At 65.2% G+C, this 18,181-nt stretch carries 18 protein-coding genes; 6 read left to right on the forward strand and 12 right to left on the reverse strand.

Annotated elements, in window-relative coordinates:
- Position 1: 1 nt before the first annotated feature.
- The 9 genes from tcuB to AC0J5K_RS06960 all read right to left on the reverse strand — a co-directional run bounded on the left by tcuB (position 2) and on the right by AC0J5K_RS06960 (position 9,073).
- Complete coding sequence (gene tcuB / locus AC0J5K_RS06920) at positions 2 to 1,069, reverse strand: tricarballylate utilization 4Fe-4S protein TcuB (RefSeq protein ID WP_074836662.1); 1,068 nt, start codon at positions 1,067 to 1,069, stop codon at positions 2 to 4.
- The gene (gene tcuA / locus AC0J5K_RS06925; protein WP_274565241.1) at positions 1,059 to 2,444 is read right to left on the reverse strand and encodes an FAD-dependent tricarballylate dehydrogenase TcuA; all 1,386 of its coding nucleotides are present in this window, start codon (positions 2,442 to 2,444) and stop codon (positions 1,059 to 1,061) included. Before tcuA ends, tcuB begins: the two co-directional genes overlap by 11 nt.
- A gap of 18 nt (positions 2,445 to 2,462) precedes the next feature.
- Positions 2,463 to 3,140 carry a GntR family transcriptional regulator gene (locus AC0J5K_RS06930; RefSeq protein ID WP_048532070.1) on the reverse strand — a complete coding sequence of 226 codons (678 nt, stop codon included), beginning with the start codon at positions 3,138 to 3,140 and terminating at the stop codon, positions 2,463 to 2,465.
- Between the two features lie 161 nt (positions 3,141 to 3,301).
- Positions 3,302 to 4,273, reverse strand: coding sequence for a D-2-hydroxyacid dehydrogenase family protein (locus AC0J5K_RS06935; protein ID WP_074836663.1), 972 nt, complete (start codon positions 4,271 to 4,273; stop codon positions 3,302 to 3,304).
- A complete protein-coding gene (locus tag AC0J5K_RS06940) occupies positions 4,270 to 4,494 on the reverse strand; it encodes a hypothetical protein (RefSeq protein WP_074836664.1) in 225 nt (74 codons plus the stop codon). The genes AC0J5K_RS06935 and AC0J5K_RS06940 overlap by 4 nt, the downstream gene beginning before the upstream one ends.
- 64 nt (positions 4,495 to 4,558) lie before the next feature.
- The gene (locus tag AC0J5K_RS06945) at positions 4,559 to 4,720 is read right to left on the reverse strand and encodes a hypothetical protein (protein ID WP_158499032.1); all 162 of its coding nucleotides are present in this window, start codon (positions 4,718 to 4,720) and stop codon (positions 4,559 to 4,561) included.
- 58 nt (positions 4,721 to 4,778) lie between these two features.
- Entirely contained in the window at positions 4,779 to 5,867 is a 1,089-nt protein-coding gene (locus tag AC0J5K_RS06950; RefSeq protein ID WP_274565055.1) for a 4-oxalomesaconate tautomerase, read from the reverse strand.
- An 11-nt stretch (positions 5,868 to 5,878) separates the two neighbouring features.
- Complete coding sequence (locus tag AC0J5K_RS06955) at positions 5,879 to 7,909, reverse strand: tripartite tricarboxylate transporter permease (protein ID WP_274565053.1); 2,031 nt, start codon at positions 7,907 to 7,909, stop codon at positions 5,879 to 5,881.
- An 84-nt stretch (positions 7,910 to 7,993) separates the two neighbouring features.
- Positions 7,994 to 9,073: a type 2 periplasmic-binding domain-containing protein gene (locus AC0J5K_RS06960; protein ID WP_048532065.1), complete on the reverse strand. Its 1,080-nt coding sequence runs from the start codon at positions 9,071 to 9,073 to the stop codon at positions 7,994 to 7,996.
- A gap of 150 nt (positions 9,074 to 9,223) precedes the next feature.
- On the opposite strand from AC0J5K_RS06960, the gene AC0J5K_RS06965 reads away from it, so the two are divergent.
- On the forward strand, positions 9,224 to 9,895 hold the full coding sequence (locus AC0J5K_RS06965; RefSeq protein ID WP_048532064.1) for a response regulator transcription factor: 672 nt from the start codon (positions 9,224 to 9,226) through the stop codon (positions 9,893 to 9,895).
- The gene (locus AC0J5K_RS06970; RefSeq protein ID WP_274565048.1) at positions 9,892 to 11,283 is read left to right on the forward strand and encodes a sensor histidine kinase; all 1,392 of its coding nucleotides are present in this window, start codon (positions 9,892 to 9,894) and stop codon (positions 11,281 to 11,283) included. Before AC0J5K_RS06965 ends, AC0J5K_RS06970 begins: the two co-directional genes overlap by 4 nt.
- Positions 11,284 to 11,335: 52 nt before the next feature.
- On the opposite strand, the gene AC0J5K_RS06975 is transcribed toward AC0J5K_RS06970, so the two are convergent.
- A complete protein-coding gene (locus AC0J5K_RS06975) occupies positions 11,336 to 12,229 on the reverse strand; it encodes a fructose bisphosphate aldolase (protein WP_074836668.1) in 894 nt (297 codons plus the stop codon).
- Positions 12,230 to 12,635: 406 nt separating this feature from the next.
- On the opposite strand from AC0J5K_RS06975, the gene AC0J5K_RS06980 reads away from it, so the two are divergent.
- Positions 12,636 to 13,406, forward strand: a complete 771-nt coding sequence (locus AC0J5K_RS06980; protein ID WP_274565045.1) for a hypothetical protein — start codon at positions 12,636 to 12,638, stop codon at positions 13,404 to 13,406.
- 177 nt (positions 13,407 to 13,583) lie between these two features.
- On the opposite strand, the gene AC0J5K_RS06985 is transcribed toward AC0J5K_RS06980, so the two are convergent.
- Positions 13,584 to 14,759: a phosphoglycerate kinase gene (locus AC0J5K_RS06985; protein ID WP_274565043.1), complete on the reverse strand. Its 1,176-nt coding sequence runs from the start codon at positions 14,757 to 14,759 to the stop codon at positions 13,584 to 13,586.
- A 131-nt stretch (positions 14,760 to 14,890) separates the two neighbouring features.
- On the opposite strand from AC0J5K_RS06985, the gene AC0J5K_RS06990 reads away from it, so the two are divergent.
- The 3 genes from AC0J5K_RS06990 (at position 14,891) to AC0J5K_RS07000 (ending at position 17,161) form a co-directional block, all read left to right on the forward strand.
- On the forward strand, positions 14,891 to 15,397 hold the full coding sequence (locus AC0J5K_RS06990) for a peptidylprolyl isomerase (RefSeq protein ID WP_048532059.1): 507 nt from the start codon (positions 14,891 to 14,893) through the stop codon (positions 15,395 to 15,397).
- On the forward strand, positions 15,390 to 15,971 hold the full coding sequence (locus AC0J5K_RS06995; RefSeq protein ID WP_274565039.1) for a peptidylprolyl isomerase: 582 nt from the start codon (positions 15,390 to 15,392) through the stop codon (positions 15,969 to 15,971). Before AC0J5K_RS06990 ends, AC0J5K_RS06995 begins: the two co-directional genes overlap by 8 nt.
- Positions 15,972 to 16,189: 218 nt before the next feature.
- Positions 16,190 to 17,161: a DUF3179 domain-containing protein gene (locus AC0J5K_RS07000; protein ID WP_048532057.1), complete on the forward strand. Its 972-nt coding sequence runs from the start codon at positions 16,190 to 16,192 to the stop codon at positions 17,159 to 17,161.
- 58 nt (positions 17,162 to 17,219) lie between these two features.
- Here AC0J5K_RS07000 and AC0J5K_RS07005 read toward each other — a convergent pair whose 3' ends face one another.
- Positions 17,220 to 18,173, reverse strand: coding sequence for a radical SAM protein (locus AC0J5K_RS07005; protein WP_274565036.1), 954 nt, complete (start codon positions 18,171 to 18,173; stop codon positions 17,220 to 17,222).
- Between the last annotated feature and the right edge of the window lie 8 nt (positions 18,174 to 18,181).

Here is an 18,181-nt window from a genome sequence, read left to right on the forward strand (position 1 = left end):
CTCAGGCGGCCCTGTTCTGCGCCGCGTCGCGGGTCAGCGCGGCCATGCGATAGAAGCCATGCGCCATCTTGGAATAGGGCGTAAGCAGAAAGAAGGTCAGCACCGCGCCGAGATGCAACGGCAGCAGCCAGGCCACGGCGGAGGTGCCGGTCGCGGCGTAAAGCGCGAGGCCCGAGACCGCGACGGCAAAGAGCAGCAGGACAAAGGCCATCTCGCCGCCCCAGGCGGCGGGGGCCCCCAGCTCGGGATCGGCCTTGAGCTTGAGCCAGGCGAGCCCGGCACACCCCACGCTGAGCAGCAGGCCGCCGGGAACCCCGAGCAGCTTGGGCAGGCTGAAGAATCCATAAGGCGCCTCTATTCCGAAGGCGTAGTGCAGCACGGTGCCGCTCGCGGTCGAGGCAAAGCTCAGCAGGAAGCCGTAAAGCACAGCCTGATGAAAATGCCGCCGCGCCTGGCTGAAGCGGTCCTCGTCCTCGAAGTTGCAGCCGTCGCCATGGCCGCCGTCGAGGTTCTTCATCCGGCCGGCCGAACGCAGCGCGCCCCAGATATCGCCGGGCCGGACCGGGCCGCCGCCGACGGTGCGCCAATAGCCGCGCAGCGACACCGCGATGGCGAGCAGGGGCAGCAGAAACGCAGGGGTAAAGATCGTCACCATCAGCCCGTGGGACATATAGGCGTAGAAACCGGCGCCGCTGTCGGGGCGCAGCGCCTGCGCCAGGGCGAAGATTAGCGCAAAGCCCAGCACCAGCCCGCCGGCCATCAGCACGCCCGACCGGTCGAACAGATGCGCAAAGCCGCGCGGCCAGGCGTGATCCTTCCAGCTTGCCTGCCGCACCTCGGCCAGCGCCCGGGGCAGGTTGAGGTCGAACTCGTGCGGTGCGGTGTATTGGCAGGCGTAGTAGCAGCCGCGGCAGTTGTGGCAGAGATTGGCGAGCTGGGTGATGTCGCCGTCGCTAAAAGCACGTTCGCGGTGCAGGGCAGGGAAGACCGAGCAATAGCCTTCGCAATAGCGGCAGGCGTTGCAGATCTCGGCCTGGCGGCGGGCTTCCTGGATCAGGTCAGTTTGCATGGGCTGCGGCCTCCTTGCCTGCGATACGTCCAAAGACGGTGCCGATGGTCATGCCGAACCCGGCGAGATAGCCCTGGCCGAGGATCGACCCGGCCATCGTCTCGCCTGCGGCCCAGAGATTGGTGACGGGGCGGTCGCCGATGCGGCATTGCGCGTTTTCGTCCACTTTGAGCCCCAGATAGGTGAAGGTGACACCGGTTCTCAGCGAATAGCCGTAAAACGGTGGCTCGGTGATCGGGCGGGCCCAGTTGGTCTTGGGCGGGGTGAGGCCGTTGGTGGAGACGCCGTCAAGCTCGGTCGGGTGAAATCCCGAAAGATCGCCGCAGGCGGCGTTGAACTCGTCGACCGTGGCGCAGAGCTTGTCTGGCGGCAGGCCCATCTTTTCCGCCAGCTCCGGGAGCGTCGCGGCCTCGATCGGTGGAAACACCGAGGGCATGAAGAGCTTGAGCGATTTCGCGTCGATGATGACATAGCCCACCTGATCGGGCTGCGCCGCCACCAGCCGGCCCCAGATGGCATAGCGCTTGGGCCAGACATCCTCGCCCTCGTCGTAAAAGCGCTGCGCCTCCTTGTTGACCACGATGGAAAACGGCACGCAATCCAGCCGGGTGACGATGCCGCCATCGAATTTCGGCGCACGGCCGTCGATGGCGACGGCGTGGCACTGCGTCGGGTCGCCCACCTGTTCGACGCCCTGGTCCAGCAGGTCGGACAGCACGACGCCACGATTGTAGGGGGTGCCGCGGATCAGGAAATTCCGGGCCGCCGGTCCCCAGGCGCGGGCGAGCCAATCGGTATCGGCCTGAAACCCGCCCGAGGCGACGACGACAGATTTGGGTGTCACGGTCTTCTCTTCGCCGGCGTGGGTAAAGGTCATCTGGGCGATCCGGTCATCCGCGAGGTCCAGATGTGTCACCGCCGCCTCGTAGAGCACCTCGACCCCCAGCGCCTCGGCGGTGCGGTAATAGGCGTTCACCAGGCCCTTGCCGCCGCCGAGGAAAAAGGCATTCGTCCGCGCCAGTGACAGTGTGCCCGACAGCGAGGGTTGAAACCGCACGCCATGTGCTTCCATCCAGGGCAGGCAGTCCTCGGAGGTGCGGATGGCGAGGCGCGCCAGGTGTTCGTCGGTCTTGCCGCCGGTCACCTTCATCAGATCGGAAAAATATTCCTCTTCGGAATAGCTCTCGACCAGCGGGCCCAGGGGGCCGCTGTGCATGCAGCGAAAATTGCGGGTGTGGCGCGAATTTCCGCCGCGATAGGGCTTGGGCGCGGTCTCCAGGATGAGAACCCTCGCGCCCGCTTCGGCGGCGGTGATCGCGGCGCAAAGCGCGGCATTGCCACCGCCGATCACGGCGATGTCGTAGCTGTCGGGAATGGCTGTCATGGCTGTCCTCTAGGTGTCGTCGTGGCCCCGGTCGCGCTCGCGCAGGGCGCGGATGCGCATGCGCTGCGCGGCTTCGATATGGGCGCGCATCTGCGCCTCGGCGGCGGCGCCGTCGCGGGCCTGAAGTGCCGCCATGATGTCGCGATGCTCGCTCACCGCCTCGTCGGCGCGCTGGCCGTCCAGGAGCTGCGACGGCCCGAGGATCAGCAGCGCCTTTTGCAGCGACAGCATCGACCGGGCAAGAAAGCGGTTCTTGGCCGCATCGAGAAGCGTGGCGTGGAAAATGCGGTTGATCCGCGTCGCCTCGGGGCCGGTGCCGGCTTCGGCCAGCTGGTCGTTCAGCGCGCCGAGCTCGTCGAGTTCCACATCCGAGGCGGCCCGCGCCGCCAGCCGCGCGGCGGTGCCCTCAAGCACGGCGCGCATCTCGTAAAGCTCCATCACCTCGGCATAATCGAGGCTGCGCACGGTCGCGCCCTGGCGCGGCACATGGGCGACCAGCCCGTCGGCCTCGAGCTGTCGGATCGCTTCGCGCACCGGCGTGCGCGAGACGTTCAGACGCTCGGCCAGCTCGGTCTCGCGCAGGCGATCACCGGGGAGCAATTGCCCCTCGCGGATCTCGTCCAGCAGGCGGGTGTAGGTCGAACTGCCTTGCGGTCCGGGCTGTGACGCGTCGTCCTGGTCGCTCATCTCATTTCCTCGGCATTGGTATCCATATGTATACAAGTGGATACATAAGCGGTCAACCCTTGTTTCCGTCGCCCAGACGGCAAAAGCGCGGCTGCACAAAGAAAAAGACGGCGCGCAGGACTGCGGCCGTCTTTGGCAAGGCTCCGGGGCGGGGGGGAGGGTCAGATTCGGACCTCGGGGTTGATCATGTGGATCGGCCGGCCTTCGGCAAAGGCGTTCACCTGCGCGAAGATATCGCTGAACTGAAGATCGAATTCGTCCTCGGTGACAAAGCCGATATGCGGCGTGCAGATCAGCCTGGGGTGCGACAACAGCGGATCGTCGGGATCGGTCAGCGGCTCGGTCTCGAATACATCGACCGCCGCCATGCCGGGGCGCCCGGCGTTCAGCGCGTCAAGCAGCGCGCCCGGTGCCACCAACCCCGCGCGTGAGGTGTTCACAAAGAGCGCCCCGTCCTGCATTTCGGCGAAATCCGCTGCGGTGACGATACCGCGGGTGTCGGGCTTCAGCCGGATATGGATCGAGACCACGTCGCTTTCGGCGAAAAACGCCGCGCGGCTTTCGGCCACGGTTTCGCCCGCTGCCCGGGCGCGGGCCCGGCCGGCCTCGGAGCTCCACCAGACCACCTTCATTCCGAAGGCGCGGGCGTAGTCCGCCACGGCGCCGGCGATCCGGCCATAGCCGTAAAGACCCAGCGTGCGGCCGCGCAGGGTCTTGCCGACGCCCATCTGCCAATGCCCGGCCCGGGCCGAGGCCATCTGTTGCGGGATCTGCCGCATCGCCGCGAGGATCAGGCCAAAGGTCAGCTCCGCCGCGGCATAAGACGGCGTGCCGGAATGCATGTTGGAACACAGCAGCACGCCGGTGTCGGTGCAGGCCGGAACATCCACATGCGGATAGACGCTGCGCTGCGAGATCAGCCGCAGGTTCGGCAGGCGTTGCAACAGCCCGCGGGTCACCTTGGTCCGTTCGCGAAAGAGCACCAGCGCCTCGGCGTCGTGCAGGCGGTCTGCCAGGGCGGCCTCGTCAGGCGCGTGATCGGTCCAGACCGTCACCTCGTGCCCGTCGAGCAGGCGAAAACAGGGCAGGCCGCGCAGCGTGTCGAACCAATCGTCGAGGATGTGGACCTTCATCGGCTTTCCACCCCCGCGCCGGGGTGCAGGCTGCGCGGCGTGGCGACGAACACCTCGCCATCGAGGGCTGTCAGGGCGTTGCGGATGCGGGTCCGCGTGGCCAGAAGGTGGGTGTATTGCGCGTCGCAGCCGGCAATCGGGCCGGGGTACTCCGCAAGGTCGCGGGTCACCTCTTGCAGCGCCGCATGCAGATGCGCCCGAGCCTTGGCAATCTCCGACATGGTGCCTCCGTCATTTGTGTATACCGAGGTATACCAAATTTCCCGGCCGGATCAATCCCGCCAGTCAGCCTTGCCCCGAGAGCGCCGTGAGTGCCTTGCTCACCCGCTGGTGCAGCTCGGTCATGGTGCGGGTATCGCCTTCGCGTGCCTCGATCTTCTTGACCAGGTCGAAGCGAAGCCTTTCCAGATTGGCGACAGCGGAGCGGAGTTGATCGTATTCTGACATGGGTCCTTTTCCCTCGATGCGACAGAAGAACGGATATGCGGATGGGCAGACGGCCGGCTCAGGGGCCTTGCCAGATGTGCGCCGGCACGTAGACCCGGCCATCCGCCAGCTTGCGCGCGGTGCGCAAAAGCCCGGCCGAATTCAGTGCGAAGCCCTCGCTTGCGTCAAAGTTCACCAGCACCTCGATGGTGCCGGATGGATGCTCCAGCACCACATTGGCCGGGCTTGCCGTCGGCCGGTCGAGCAGGCCGTCGGCAATGGTGCCCGGGGTCAGGGCGCAGGAGGCCATGCATTGTCCGCCGGTGACCGCCATGCTGGGGTGAGTGTCCCAGGGCATGAAATAGCGCGCCGCAATGGTGCCGCCGTCGCGGGCCGGGGCGAACAGCCCGAACTTGGGGGTGACCGATTGCGCCACGTCGCCCATGCCCATCCGGGCCCCGGCCTCGATGCGCACCGCCTCCATGCGGGCAAAGAACGCCTTGTTTTCGTTCAGCTCCGCCAGGGTTTCATGGCCGCTCAGGCCAAAATCGGCGGCGCGGGCAAGGACCATCGGCATCGCGACATCCATGCAGGTGATCTCGATCCCGTCGATCTCGTCGCGCAGCTGCCCGGTGGGCAGGAACTTTCCGGTCGACGAGCCGACAACCCCCATGAAGTTGAGCGCGATCGGCGCGGCGCTGCCCGGAACGCCGGCAATCTCGGCCGCGCCGTCATAGGTCAGCACGCCGCCCGGGGTCTGGAGTTTCGTCACAACCTTGGCGCCGGTGTTGACCGCGCGGATCCGGATCTCGGTCTCGTCGGTCGTCGGTGTCACCAGCCCCAGTTCGATGGCGGCCGGCCCGACCCCCGAGAGGATATTGCCGCAGGTCGGTTTGAAATCGACCAGCCGGTCGCTGACGGACACCTGGGCAAAGAAGTAATCGACATCGGCCCAGGGATCCTCGGAGGGCGAGAGCATGGCGACCTTGGTGGTCACCGCAACGCCGCCGCCGATGCCGTCGATATTGATCGGATGGCCAGAGCCCAGCGCGGCGATCAGCACCTCGGCCAGCCTGTCGAGTTCTTCGGGCAGGTCGGCGCGGTTGAAATAGGGGCCGCGTGACGTGCCGCCGCGCATGAAGACAAAGGGAATGCCGGTCTGTGTCATCTCGATCCCTCTCAGTTCAGCGGCCAGGGCAGGTCGACGGCGTCCTGCAACAGGCCCGGCGGAAAGTCGCGATTGAGCGCCCCGGCCATGACGCACATCAGCGCGACGCCGGCGGCGGTGAGGATCGCGGTCTTCTGCCAGGAGGCGCCGGCGCGGATCCGCAGGAAGGCGGTCATGAAGCCGACGAGCGCAAGGATGAAGCCGACGACAAAGGTCAGCCCGATCAGCGCGGCAAACCAGGCCAGCGTCGACCAGAGACCATAAGGCGCATCTGCGTCCTCGCCCGAGACTTCCTTGTCGGCAAAGATCACGTCGGTCTCCGGCCGCAGCATCATCTGCACCAGCATGATCAGGCAGCAGGTCAGGGCGATGCCTCCGACCACCAGCGGCACGATCTTGTCGGTAAGGTTGAAGTTCGGGATCAGCGAGGCATTGATCAGCGCGGTCACGAGATAGGCCGAGATCACCAGCAGGAAGACCAGCGGCGCGCGTTTCGAGCCGGACTGGACGTCACCTTCGGCCATGATCGACTTGGCCTGCCGCAGACCGAGCACGACCGACACCACGGTGACGATGATCAGCACGATCACGATCGGCGAAAACACGTAATCCATGCCCTCCTCGAAGGACTTGCGGAAGCGGAACGAGGCGATCTGGAACGCCTGGTTCGAGAATTTCTCGACCGGGTTGGACAGCACGAAGCCGATCAGGAAGGCCGGGCGCGACCAGTCGAAGCGGCGCAGGAAGATGCCGATCAGCCCGATCACGAAGAGCGCCAGAAGGTCTTCGAAGTTCTGCCCCGACTGGAAGGCCGCAAAGGAGATCAGCATGAAGAGGAACGGCGCGAGATAGGTGAAGCGGATCGTGGTCAGCCGGGCGATGCCGCCGGACGCCGCGATGCAGAGCAGCGTGCCCACCACATTGGCCAGCGCCAGCAGCCAGACGATGGAATAGGTGATGTCGAGGTTGTCGCGCAGCATCGAGGGGCCGACCTCGATATCGCCCGAGCCCAGCAGCGCGATGGCACCGATGAAGATCGCCATCGAGCCCGAGCCGGGAATGCCGAACAGCAGGGTGGGGACCAGGCCACCGCCTTCCTTGGCGTTGTTCGAGCTTTCCGGGCCGATGACGCCGCGGATCTCGCCCTTGCCGAAGTTCGACTTGTCCTTGGTGGTCTGCACCGAATGGCCATAGGCGATCCAGTCGACGACCGAGCCGCCAAGGCCCGGAATGATGCCCACCAGCACGCCGATCAGCGAGCAGCGGACCGAGAGCCACTTGTTGGCGAACCAGTCGCGCACGCCCGCGCCCCAGCCGGCGCCCAGCTTGGCGTCCTTGGCGATCGAGCGGTCCTGGCGCAGCAGCGAGACGATTTCTGGCACCGCGAAGATGCCGAGACCGACGATCACCAGCTTCAGCCCGTCGGTAAGATAGGGAATGTCATAGGTCGCCATGCGCAGCGAGCCGCCGGCGTCGGCCTCGCCGATGGTGCCGATTATCAGGCCCAGTCCGGCGGCGGCCAGCCCCTTGAGCGCGACGCGGCCGGCCAGAACCGCCACCATCGACAGGCCGAGGATGGTGATCATCAGCATTTCCGGCAGGCCAAAGGCCAGCACGATGGGCCGGGCCACCAGAATGAAGATCGTCAGGAACAGCGCGCCCACCAGCCCGCCGAAGAGCGACGAGGAAAAGGCAGCGGCCAGCGCCCGCGCGGCTTGGCCCCGTTTGGCCAGCGGAAACCCGTCCAGCACCGTCGCCTGTGACGCCGAGGAGCCGGGGATGCCCATGAGCACGCTGGCAAAGGTGTCCGAGGTCGGCACCACGGCGACCATGCCGATCATCAGCGCAAGGCCCAGCACCGGTTCCATGCCGAACATGAAAGGCAGCAGCAGCGACAGCCCGGCGATGCCGCCCAGGCCGGGAAAGACCCCCACGGCGAGGCCCATGACCACACCCAGAACAAGATAACCGAGAACAACAGGTTGCAGAATCAGGGCCCATGCATCGCCGAGGGCGGGCAGGGCTGTTGCGAGAATATCCATCGCACCGGCCTTTTGAATTGTGAGGGGGGAGTCGGAGGTGCGGCCCGGGGCAATCATGCCCCGGACCGCGCTTCTGCTCGATTATCAGTTCAGCGAGACGCCGTAGGCCTCTTGCAGCCAGTTGGTGACAAAGGCCTTGGCATCGGCGGACACGGTGGTGCCTTCCTTGGTGGCCCGGGCCGCGCCTTCGCCCACGAAGACCGGATATTTGCCAACCCGCTTGGCGGCGATTTCGGCAAAGTCGTCGCGGTTGCGCACCGCGTCGAAAGCCGCTTCATAGGTCTCGCGCACGTCATCCGGCGTGCCGGCCGGCAGGAAGGCGATTTTCTGCACCGGGAAGCCGGCGATAAAGAAGGCTTTCCAGGCGTCCCAGGCCTCGCCGGAGGTTTCGCAGCCCTCGGTGGCTTCGCAGACTTCCTTGAAGGTCGGGATGTCCGGGAAGGTCGGGTCGCGGACGATGTTGCCATCGTCATCCAGCGCGCCCCAGGTCATCATCGGCACGGCGGTGCCGGCATCGACGAGATCCTTGGCGGCGCCGAGGTAGGCCGAGGAGGTCTGATAGTCGATGGTGGCTTCGCCGCGCTCGAACATCAGCCGGCCATCGCCGCGGCCCTTGATGCCGAACACCGGCTCGACGTTCATGCCCAGCATCTGCCAGGCGAGCAGCGGCACCAGATCGAGGCGGGTGGCGCCCTGCGAGCCGTAGATGAAATCGATGTCTTTCAGGTTGTTGGCCGAGCCGTCGAATTTCTTGCCGTCTTCGGCGTTGAGATAGGCCACGCCGCCGGTGCCCGAGGCCATGACCGGCACCCAGTCGCTGTATTCATAGCGCACGCGGGGATCGCCGAGCAGATAGGGGAACTGGGTCGAGCCGGAGGTGCCGAACATCAGCGTGCCGTCTTCGTGTTCCTGTTCCTGGAACCAGTTGGCGCCCTTGGTCGAGCCTGCGCCCGGCATGAACTTGACGACGACGGTGGGGTTGCCGGGCAGCTCTTCCGAGAGCAGCGGGGCAAAGAAATTGGCCCATTTGGCCGAACCACCGGTTTCCGAGAACGGGATAACCCATTCGATGGTCTCCCCGGAAAAATCGACCTCGGCCGAGGCGGCGGTGGCGGCGACAAGCGCGGCCGCAGCCACGGTGGATGCGAGTGTACGTATGGTCATTGGTGTCCTCCCTGGACGGTTTCGATTGCCTCACGGTCTCCCGTCCGGCGCAATCGGTCTTCCATTAAGGGAACGAATCCCCTCTCCAATGGAGACACAATGACGTTCCAACCTTGCGCGAAACTTGCGCAACATGACAAAGTTCACGCCATGCGAATTGCCATCATCGAAGACAACGTGGAGCTGGCCCACGGCATTGCCTATCGGCTGCGCGACCGTGGCCATGCCGTGGACGCGCTGCATGACGGCGAAGAGGCCGACCGGTTTCTCGCCCAGGAAGGCGCCGACCTGGTGGTGCTCGACATCAACCTGCCGGGCATGTCCGGGCTGGATATCCTGCGTGCGCTGCGGCGGCGCGGGGACGGCACGCCGGTGATCCTCCTGACCGCGCGCAGCGAAACCGAAGAGCGGGTGGCCGGGCTGGATGCCGGGGCCGACGATTACCTGACCAAACCCTTCGAGATGGACGAACTCGAGGCGCGGCTCCGGGCGCTGGCACGGCGCAAGGACCTTGTGTTCTCGGCCCGTGACAGGCTTGGCGGGCTGGTCTTCGACCGCAGCGCGCGGCAGCTTCTGGATGGCGACCGGCCGCTCGAGATCCCGCGCAAGGAGATCGCGACGCTGGAATGCCTGTTCGAACGGCGCGGGCGGATCGTGTCGAAGCCGCAGCTCATGGCGCATGTCTACGGCACCGGCGCCGATGTCGAGGACAGCGCCATCGAGCCGCATGTCTCGCGGCTGCGAAAGCGTCTGGAATCCTACGGCGTGCGGATCAAGACGGCGCGCGGGCTGGGCTATATGCTGGATGTCGACGGCGCATGACCCGCACCGCCCTGTCGCTGCGCGCGCGGCTCTTTCTGATGATCCTGGCGCCGTTGATCCTGGTGGCGATCCTGCTGGGATTCTGGCGGATCGAGACGGCGCGGGCCACCGCCGAGGACCTGTTCGACCGTGGGCTGCTGGCCGCCGCGCTGGCGATCTCACGCGATGTGGCGATTTCCGAGGGTGACGCGCTGTCGCCGCGCACCCGCGGGCTGATCTCGGACGCGGGCGGCGGCGAATTATTCTATCACGTGACCGGTCCCGGCGGCATCTATGTCACCGGCTACGCCTATCCGCCGCGCCAGAGCGAGCCGCGCGCGGGCGACGGCCCGCATTATTTCCGCGCCCTCTATCGCGGCGAGGCGGTGCGCGTGCTGCGGATGTCGGAAACCACCACCATCGGCAATCTGACCGGCGAGACCGTGGTGACCGCCTGGCAGCGGATCAGCGACCGCAACGCCTTTGCCGCCGCGCTGGCCCGCCGCGCGGTGGCCCTGATGGCCGCGCTGATCGCGACGCTGGCCATCGTCGTCTGGTTCGGCGTGCAATTCGGCCTGCGCCCGCTGCGCGATCTTCAGGACGCCATCGAACAGCGGTCGCCGGACGACCTGAGCCGCATCCGGCGGCCGGTGCCGGCCGAAGTCACGGGGATCGTCGCGACGCTGAATCGTCTGCTCGGCCAGGTCGATCATTCGATCCAGACCCACCAGGCCTTTATCTCCGACGCCGCGCACCAGCTGCGCAACCCGGCGGCGGCGATCCTGTCGCTGGCAGAGACCCTGCCGGATGTGACCGACCCCGAGGCCCGGCGCCAGCGCGAGCAGGAGCTGATTTCCGCCTCGCGCAAATCGGCGCGGCTGGCCGGGCAGCTGCTGCATCTGGAACGGCTGCACTATGGCAACACCGCCACGCCGGAACCCTTTGACCTGAATGCCGTGGTCGAGGAGGTCTCTGCCGATCTGGCGCCGGCGGTGCTCGGTCAGGATATCGGCTTTTCCTTCGACCGCAGCCCCGAGCCCTTGCCGGTCTGCGGCGATGCCACGCTGATCGGCGAGGCCGTCCGCAATCTGATAGACAATGCGCTGCGCCATGGCGGGCCGGGGCTGGGCCGGATCGCGATCCGCACCCTGCGGCAGGAGGATCGGGCATTGGTCGAGGTCACTGACGACGGGCGCGGGCTGTCCCCCGACAACTCCGAGATCGCCTTTCGGCGGTTCGGTCAGGTCGAGCCCGGCGAAGGCAGCGGCCTCGGCCTCTCCATCGTGCAATCGGTGGCCACGCTTCACGATGGCGAGATCGAAGTCGGCGATGTGCCGAATGGCGCGCTCTTGCGGTTGCGGTTGCCGCTCACTGCCGGGGCGCCGGCGACAGGAGGCGGCGGCGCGTGAAAAGGGCGGCCCCGCAGGGCCGCCCCGTGTCGTTCTGGAATTGCGCCGGGGCTCAGCCCGCTTTCGACGCCTGATAGATCGAGTCGATCGCGTCGCCCAGCTTGGCGTTGAAATCCTCGTCGCTCTGCTGTGCCGAGAGGCCTTCGGTCAGCCCGCGCGAGAAGCTGGCGATCAGCCCTTCGTTTCTGGCCAGAAGCGTGTTGGCCTCGTCGCGCGAATAGCCGCCCGAGAGCGCCACGACGCGCATCACCTTGGGGTGGTCGATCAGCGGCTTGTAGAAATTGTCCTCGCTGGGCAGCGACAGCTTGAGCATGATCTGCTCGCCTTCGGGCAGTTTGTCGAGGTGCTTGAGGATCTCGTCGCGCAGGATCGCCTCGGCTTCGGCCTTGTCGTCGATGGTGATCGTCACCTCCGGTTCGAGGATCGGCATCAGCCCGTTGGCCTTGATCTCGCGGCCGAACTCGAACTGTTGCGAGACGATGGCGGTGATGCCGGCCGGGTTGGCCGCATCGATCACCGAACGCATCTTGGTGCCGTAGATGCCCTTGCCCACGGCGCGGGCGCAGAGCGCGTCGAGACCGGGAATGGCCTTCATCAGCTTGACGCCATCGGTCGGTTCGCAAAGCCCCTTGTCGACCTTGAGAAAGGGCACGACGCCGCATGTGTCCCAGAGGTATTCGGCGGTGGGCGTGCCGTCGATGTCGCCGTCCATGGTGCGTTCGAACAGGATCGCGCCGATCACCTTGTCGCCGGAAAAGGCCGGGGATTTGATGATCCGGGCCCGCATCTCGTGGATCAGGCCGTACATCTCTTCGTCACCGGAATAGGCGTCTTCCTCGATGCCGTAAAGACGCAGCGCCTTGGGGGTCGAGCCGCCCGACTGGTCGAGTGCCGCGATAAAGCCGTCCTTGTTGGCCATCTGCTTGGCCATTGCGTCGTTGCTCATGGAAATGTCCGTCCCGAAAGTTGATCACCGGGGCGTGACCGCCCCCTGTCTGGCAGTGGTAAGCGAGGGGGCCGGCGCTTGCAATGTGCAGCGCGGCGTGATGGCGCTAACTTGGCCGCTCTGTTGCCCACGGGGCGACAGGGCAGGCGCGGCGCACCGGGCGTGGCCTCGGACAAGGGCCGGCGGGCCCGGGCGCCTTGCGCGAGGGGAGCCTGGGCGGGCGACGGCGCGCGCGATCCATCCAGGGGGAAGGGGGGCTTGGAGGCCGGACTATTTGATGCTGCGCTACGCGCGAACGGCTGCAATGCGCAGGAAGCAGACTTTACAAAGCTTGGCTCATGTCAGCTTCGCTTGCAAAGCAAGCCCTTGTGTGAGAGCTTTTTGGTTTCAAAACTGACTTCGTGATATGACAAAAAGATACACCTTAAAACAAAGCCTCTATGTTCGTGCCAGCATGTTTACCGCTGATGAGCTTCGGCGGCAGAAACGGCTTGGCCTAGATGAAATAAATGAGAACCTTCTCGAAGGATTGATAGACCAAAGGGCGAAGCTTGAGGGTCAGCAAAACAACCTCATTCGTACTCTCACGATTTCACTGTTCTTGGCGTTCGTAGCTTGGAGTGGGGGAAACATCCAAGTTCCCGGAACAGGCGCGTCAATAGCAGAAGTACCCGCGTTTTTAGAGCTTAGCCTGATCGTGGCAGCTTTAAACGTATTGATGGTAACCTACACGTTTCTTTCACTACAACTGTACAACGCAGTGATTGCTGCTGTGACAAGTGATGTACTAGGAAAGAACGAGCTTGATCCCGATTTATTTGCTGCTGCCCACGCTCCTACGTGGTTGTTCGTAAAATACTGTAAAGAGGCTCCTGTTGACGGGCGAATCCCCGGCTTTAAGGTATCGAAAAGTGGAAGAATTTTTTATAGCCTCCTCGTTGGATCCTTATCAGTAATCCTGCTTGCTTTGTGGTTCCTCGCAATCGTTAGCATTTTGTATATTGCCCATTCAGGGTTAACTGATAATGTCGCCGGATGGGCGGTCTACACCACATGTGTCGCAATCGTATTGGCGTCATTCATATCTATGGCGGCAAATGTTGTTCAATTCACTCACGAGATGGATTTTTCAGTTTTAGAAGAGTTAGAAAACGACAGAGGCAATCTCAATAGCTAGTCCGCTAATGAGTTAAGTTCGAACGGCCGTTCTGGGCTGGGTGCCGTCATTCGCCGCTTCGGCGTGAACAACCGCTTCGTCCGCCAGCAGGCACCCAAGGTCAAATGCCCTCGCAACGATCTGCGAGGGCGCCTGTGTGCAACGCCTGCTCCGGGCCTCCGGCCTTGGTCGGAGGTGTCAGCCGAGGGCGGCGACGCCGGGCAGGGTCTTGCCTTCCATCCATTCGAGAAAGGCGCCGCCGGCGGTGGAGATATAGGTGAAATCCTCGGCCGCCCCGGCCTTGTTGAGCGCCGCCACGGTGTCGCCGCCACCGGCGACCGAGATCAGCCTGCCGGCCTTGGACAGTTCGGCGGCCTGTTTCGCGGCGGCATTGGTGGCGCGGTCGAAAGGCTCGATCTCGAAGGCGCCCATCGGGCCGTTCCAGATCAGCGTCTTGGCGCCTTCCAGCACCTCGGCCACCTTCTTCACCGTCTCCGGCCCGGCGTCGAGGATCATCGCGTCGGCGGGGCAGGCATCGGCGGCGACGGTCTCGTTTTCGGCCCCGGCCTTGAATTCGCGGGCGACCACCACGTCGAAGGGCAGCAGGATGTTGCAGCCGGCGGCCTGGGCCTTGGCCATGATCTCGCGGGCGGTGTCGGTCATGTCATGTTCGGCCAGCGATTTGCCGACGTCGATTCCCTGCGCGGCGAGGAAGGTATTGGCCATGCCGCCACCGATCACCAGATGATCGACCTTGCTGACCAGATTGCCCAGCAGGTCGAGCTTGGTCGAGACCTTGGCGCCGCCAACCACGGCCACCACCGGGCGCTCCGGTTGGCCGAGCGCCTTTTCCAGCGCCGAAAGTTCGGCCTGCATCAGCCGGCCGGCGCAGGCCGGCAGCAGCCGCGCCACGCCCTCGGTCGAGGCATGGGCGCGGTGCGCGGCGGAAAACGCGTCGTTGCAGTAGACGTCGCCCAGCGAGGCGAGGAATTGCGCCATCCTGGGATCGTTCTTCTCTTCCATCTCGGAGAACCGGGTGTTTTCCACCAGCACGATGGTCCCCGGGGCCAGATCGTCCAGCGCCTCGCGTGAGGGGCGTTCGACAAAGGTGACCGCCTGGCCGAGCGCGGCTTCGAGCGCGGGCACCACCTGTCGCAGGCTCATCTCGGGCACCGGCTTGCCCTTGGGGCGGCCGAAGTGGGCCAGCATCACCGGGGTGCCGCCCTTGGCGAGGATATCCCGGATCGTCGGAACGATGCGCTGAATGCGGGTGTCATCGGTCACTTTGCCGTTATCCATCGGCACGTTGATGTCGACACGCGTCAGCACGATCTTGCCGTCGAGGTCCATGTCGTCGAGAGTTTTCCAGCCCATCTCGGTGTTCCTTCCCTAGGGTTCAGGTTGCGCCTTGTTTGGCCGCTAACGGCCGGAGGGTCAATCGCGTGCTTGCCGCGGGCGCGCTGGCAAATTAGGTATCAGGCCAATTGCATGCAGAGGAGGGCCCTATGGCCGAGATCAAGGATCCCGAAAACACCATCCTGATGGAACTCAAGGGCGGCACTGTCACCATCGAGCTGTTGCCCGACGTGGCCCCCAAACATGCCGAGCGCATGAAAGAGCTGGCGCGCTCCGGCGAATATGACAACGTCGCCTTTCACCGGGTGATCGACGGTTTCATGGCGCAGACCGGCGACGTGCAGCACGGCGACATGGAAGACGGGTTCAACATCCGCATGGCCGGCACCGGCGGCTCCGACAAGCCCGATCTGCCGGCCGAATTCTCCAAGCTGCCGCATGACCGCGGCACCCTGGGCGCGGCCCGCTCGCAGAACCCGAATTCCGCCAATTCGCAGTTCTTCATCAACTTCAAGGACAACCATTTCCTCAACGGTCAATACACCGTCTATGGCCGCGTGGTCGCGGGCATGGAACATGTCGATGCCATCACCCGCGGCGAGCCGCCTGCGGAGCCGGACCGGATGATCTCGGTCAAGGTGGCCGCCGATGCGTAAACTGACCCTTGCCCTCGGCGTGATGGCCGGCCCGGTGCTGGCAGGTCTGGCGGGTGCGCCGGCAGGCGCCACCGGTCTCGAAATCGAGATCGAAGGCGCGGCCAATGGCACCGTCAGCATCGATCTCTTCGAGGATGTCGCCCCGAAACACGTGGCGCAGATCACCGAGCTGGCGGCGGCCGGCGCCTATGACGGCGTGGTGTTTCACCGGGTGATCGACGGCTTCATGGCACAGACCGGCGACGTGCAGTTCGGCAAATCCCAGGCTGAAGGCTTCTCGATGCAGATGGCGGGCCGCGGCGGTTCGGACAAGCCCGACCTGCCGGCGGAGTTCTCCGATCTCGCTTTCGAGCGCGGCGTAGTCGGTATGGCCCGCTCGCAATCGCCCAACAGCGCCAATTCGCAGTTCTTCATCATGTTCGAGCCGGGGTATTTCCTGAACGGGCAATACACCGTCGTCGGCGAAGTGACCGAAGGTATGGAGGTGGTCGACGCCATCCATCGCGGCACCGGGCCGAATGGTGCGGTCGTGGGCGCGCCGGACCTGATGAAAACGGTGACCGTCACCGAGTGACATCCTTCGCGGGCGCCTGACCTGATCCGGGAGCCCGCTCCGGACTTGAACCGGGAGCCTGCCCCGGACGTGATCCGGGGTTTCCCGGTCATCGACCGCGAGGTCCCGGATCGGGGTCCGGGACGCGGGGGCGGGTGTGCACGGATGATCAAACCCGCGTGCGGGGGGCTAGGCAAGGGCCCCCCGCGCGGCGCATCCTGAAGAAAAGGGGATGCGCCATGATTTTCAGAACCACCATTCTTGCCGCGGTCTGTGCGGCGCTGGCCACGCTGGCCACGGCCGAACCGAGGGCCTGGCAGGGCGAATGGCCCGATACCAATTTCAACAAGACCACCGTCGACGCCTGGTCCGAAATCCTCTCGGGCGGCCCGCCCAAGGACGGCATACCGGCGCTCGACAATCCCGGTTTCATTCCGGCGGCGCGCGAAACCCGGATCGGGGCGCGCGAACCGGTCATCACCGTCGAGGTCAGGGGCGCCGAGCCGCGTGCCTATCCGATCCGATATCTGACCTGGCACGAAATCGTCAATGACACCGTGGCCGGGGTGCCGATCGCCGTCACCTTCTGCCCGCTGTGCAACTCCGGCATCACCTTCGACCGGCGCACGCGCCACGGTGTGCTGAGCTTCGGGGTTTCGGGCAAGCTGCGCAATTCCGACATGGTGATGTATGACCGCCAGACCGAGAGCTGGTGGCAGCAGGCCCTGGGCGAGGCGATTGTCGGCGATCTGACCGGCACCGTGCTCGACACCCTGCCGACCTGGATGGAAAGCTGGGCGCAGTTCAAGGAGCGCAACCCCCAGGGGCTGGTGATGAAAGAGCCGTCATGGTCCCGCGATTACGGCCGCAACCCCTATCGCAACTACGACAGCTCGAAGCAGCCCTTCCTCTATAACGGCGAGATGCCACCGCATGGCATTCCGCCGCTGATGCGGGTGGTGCGGGTCGGCGACCGGGCCTGGCCGATGTCGCGTTTCGACACCCAGCAGAAGATTAGCGAAGCCGGCGTCACGCTGACCTGGAGCAAAGGTCAGGCCTCGGCGCTGGACGCCAGCCGGATCGATCAGGGCAGGGAAGTCGGCACCATCCGGGTGCGCGACGCGTCGGGCCGCGACCTGCCACATGACATGTTGTTCGCCTTTGCCTTCCATGCCTTCTGGCCCGATGGCCGCTGGATGCTGGGACAGTAAGGCCGCACGCGAGACCGGGCTTTGGCCCTGCGGCCCTGCTCAGGCGGGGCCGCGCGGCTCAGCCCGAGCAGCTCGCCCCGCCCAGCACGCAGAACTTGGCACAATGGGGATGGTTGAGCGCGACCGGGCGCTCGGCCTCTTCCAGCGTCTGGCCGAGGTCGAACTCGGGCTCATACGGCAGGAGCGTGCAGGCCAGCACCGAAAGATGCCCGGCGCCCTTGCGCTTGACCACCATCCGGGAGGAGGAGCACATCACATCCTTGGGCGATTTGCCCAGGATGCCCCAGCAGGCGGTGGTGATCTCGGGCACTTCGACCCGGGTGTCCATTTCGGGAAACAGCACCGTCTCTGCCGGGCTGTCGGCGTCGATGGCAAAGCCTTCGTCGGCAAAGAGCCGGCCAAAGCCCTGTCGCGCCGCCGCTTCGCTCTCGGCCCAGATGATCCGCCCGGCAACCGCCATGCGCACGCCCTGATCGCGCAGCCAGCGCATGCCGACAAGCGTGGACTCGTAGCTGCCCTCGCCGCGCTCGGCGTCGTGATGCACCCGGCTCCAGTGATCGAGTGAGACGCGCAGCGTGAGCTTGTCGCCGTATTCCGCCTGAAGCTCGGCAATCCCCGCCTGCACGCGTTTGCGCATCATCGGTCGCATGGCATTGGTCAGGATCAGAACCTCGTAGCCGCGCGCCAGCGCAACGCGCGCCATGGCGACCATCTCGGGGTTCATGAAGGGCTCACCGCCGGTAAAGCCGATCTCGCGCACGCCCCAGCGCCGCGCCTCGAGTTCATCGAGAAAGCGCGCCACCTCGGACTCGGTGATATAGACCAGTGCATCGTTGCTGGGCGAGCTTTCGATATAACAATTCGCGCATTCGATGTTGCACAGGGTGCCGGTGTTGAACCACAGGGTCTGCGGATCGCTGAGCGCGACCTTGGCGCGCGGCTCGCCCTTGGCGGTCAGGTTGGGGTCGATGAATTTGCCGACATTGGCGTCGGAAAGCGTTTGATCTTTCATGAACTTGT

The organism is Marinovum sp. E3 (genome assembly GCF_055755275.1).

Coding starts and splice junctions, on each gene's coding strand:
- AC0J5K_RS06960 (WP_048532065.1), bottom strand. CDS start 9,073: ATGACCATACGTACACTCGCATCCACCGTGGCTGCGGCCGCGCTTGTC.
- AC0J5K_RS06945 (WP_158499032.1), bottom strand. CDS start 4,720: ATGTCAGAATACGATCAACTCCGCTCCGCTGTCGCCAATCTGGAAAGG.
- AC0J5K_RS06950 (WP_274565055.1), bottom strand. CDS start 5,867: ATGACACAGACCGGCATTCCCTTTGTCTTCATGCGCGGCGGCACGTCA.
- AC0J5K_RS06970 (WP_274565048.1), top strand. CDS start 9,892: ATGACCCGCACCGCCCTGTCGCTGCGCGCGCGGCTCTTTCTGATGATC.
- AC0J5K_RS06940 (WP_074836664.1), bottom strand. CDS start 4,494: ATGTCGGAGATTGCCAAGGCTCGGGCGCATCTGCATGCGGCGCTGCAA.
- AC0J5K_RS07005 (WP_274565036.1), bottom strand. CDS start 18,173: ATGAAAGATCAAACGCTTTCCGACGCCAATGTCGGCAAATTCATCGAC.
- AC0J5K_RS06935 (WP_074836663.1), bottom strand. CDS start 4,273: ATGAAGGTCCACATCCTCGACGATTGGTTCGACACGCTGCGCGGCCTG.
- AC0J5K_RS06955 (WP_274565053.1), bottom strand. CDS start 7,909: ATGGATATTCTCGCAACAGCCCTGCCCGCCCTCGGCGATGCATGGGCC.
- AC0J5K_RS06985 (WP_274565043.1), bottom strand. CDS start 14,759: ATGGGCTGGAAAACTCTCGACGACATGGACCTCGACGGCAAGATCGTG.
- AC0J5K_RS06990 (WP_048532059.1), top strand. CDS start 14,891: ATGGCCGAGATCAAGGATCCCGAAAACACCATCCTGATGGAACTCAAG.
- AC0J5K_RS07000 (WP_048532057.1), top strand. CDS start 16,190: ATGATTTTCAGAACCACCATTCTTGCCGCGGTCTGTGCGGCGCTGGCC.
- AC0J5K_RS06975 (WP_074836668.1), bottom strand. CDS start 12,229: ATGAGCAACGACGCAATGGCCAAGCAGATGGCCAACAAGGACGGCTTT.
- tcuB (WP_074836662.1), bottom strand. CDS start 1,069: ATGCAAACTGACCTGATCCAGGAAGCCCGCCGCCAGGCCGAGATCTGC.
- AC0J5K_RS06995 (WP_274565039.1), top strand. CDS start 15,390: ATGCGTAAACTGACCCTTGCCCTCGGCGTGATGGCCGGCCCGGTGCTG.
- AC0J5K_RS06930 (WP_048532070.1), bottom strand. CDS start 3,140: ATGAGCGACCAGGACGACGCGTCACAGCCCGGACCGCAAGGCAGTTCG.
- AC0J5K_RS06980 (WP_274565045.1), top strand. CDS start 12,636: ATGACAAAAAGATACACCTTAAAACAAAGCCTCTATGTTCGTGCCAGC.
- AC0J5K_RS06965 (WP_048532064.1), top strand. CDS start 9,224: ATGCGAATTGCCATCATCGAAGACAACGTGGAGCTGGCCCACGGCATT.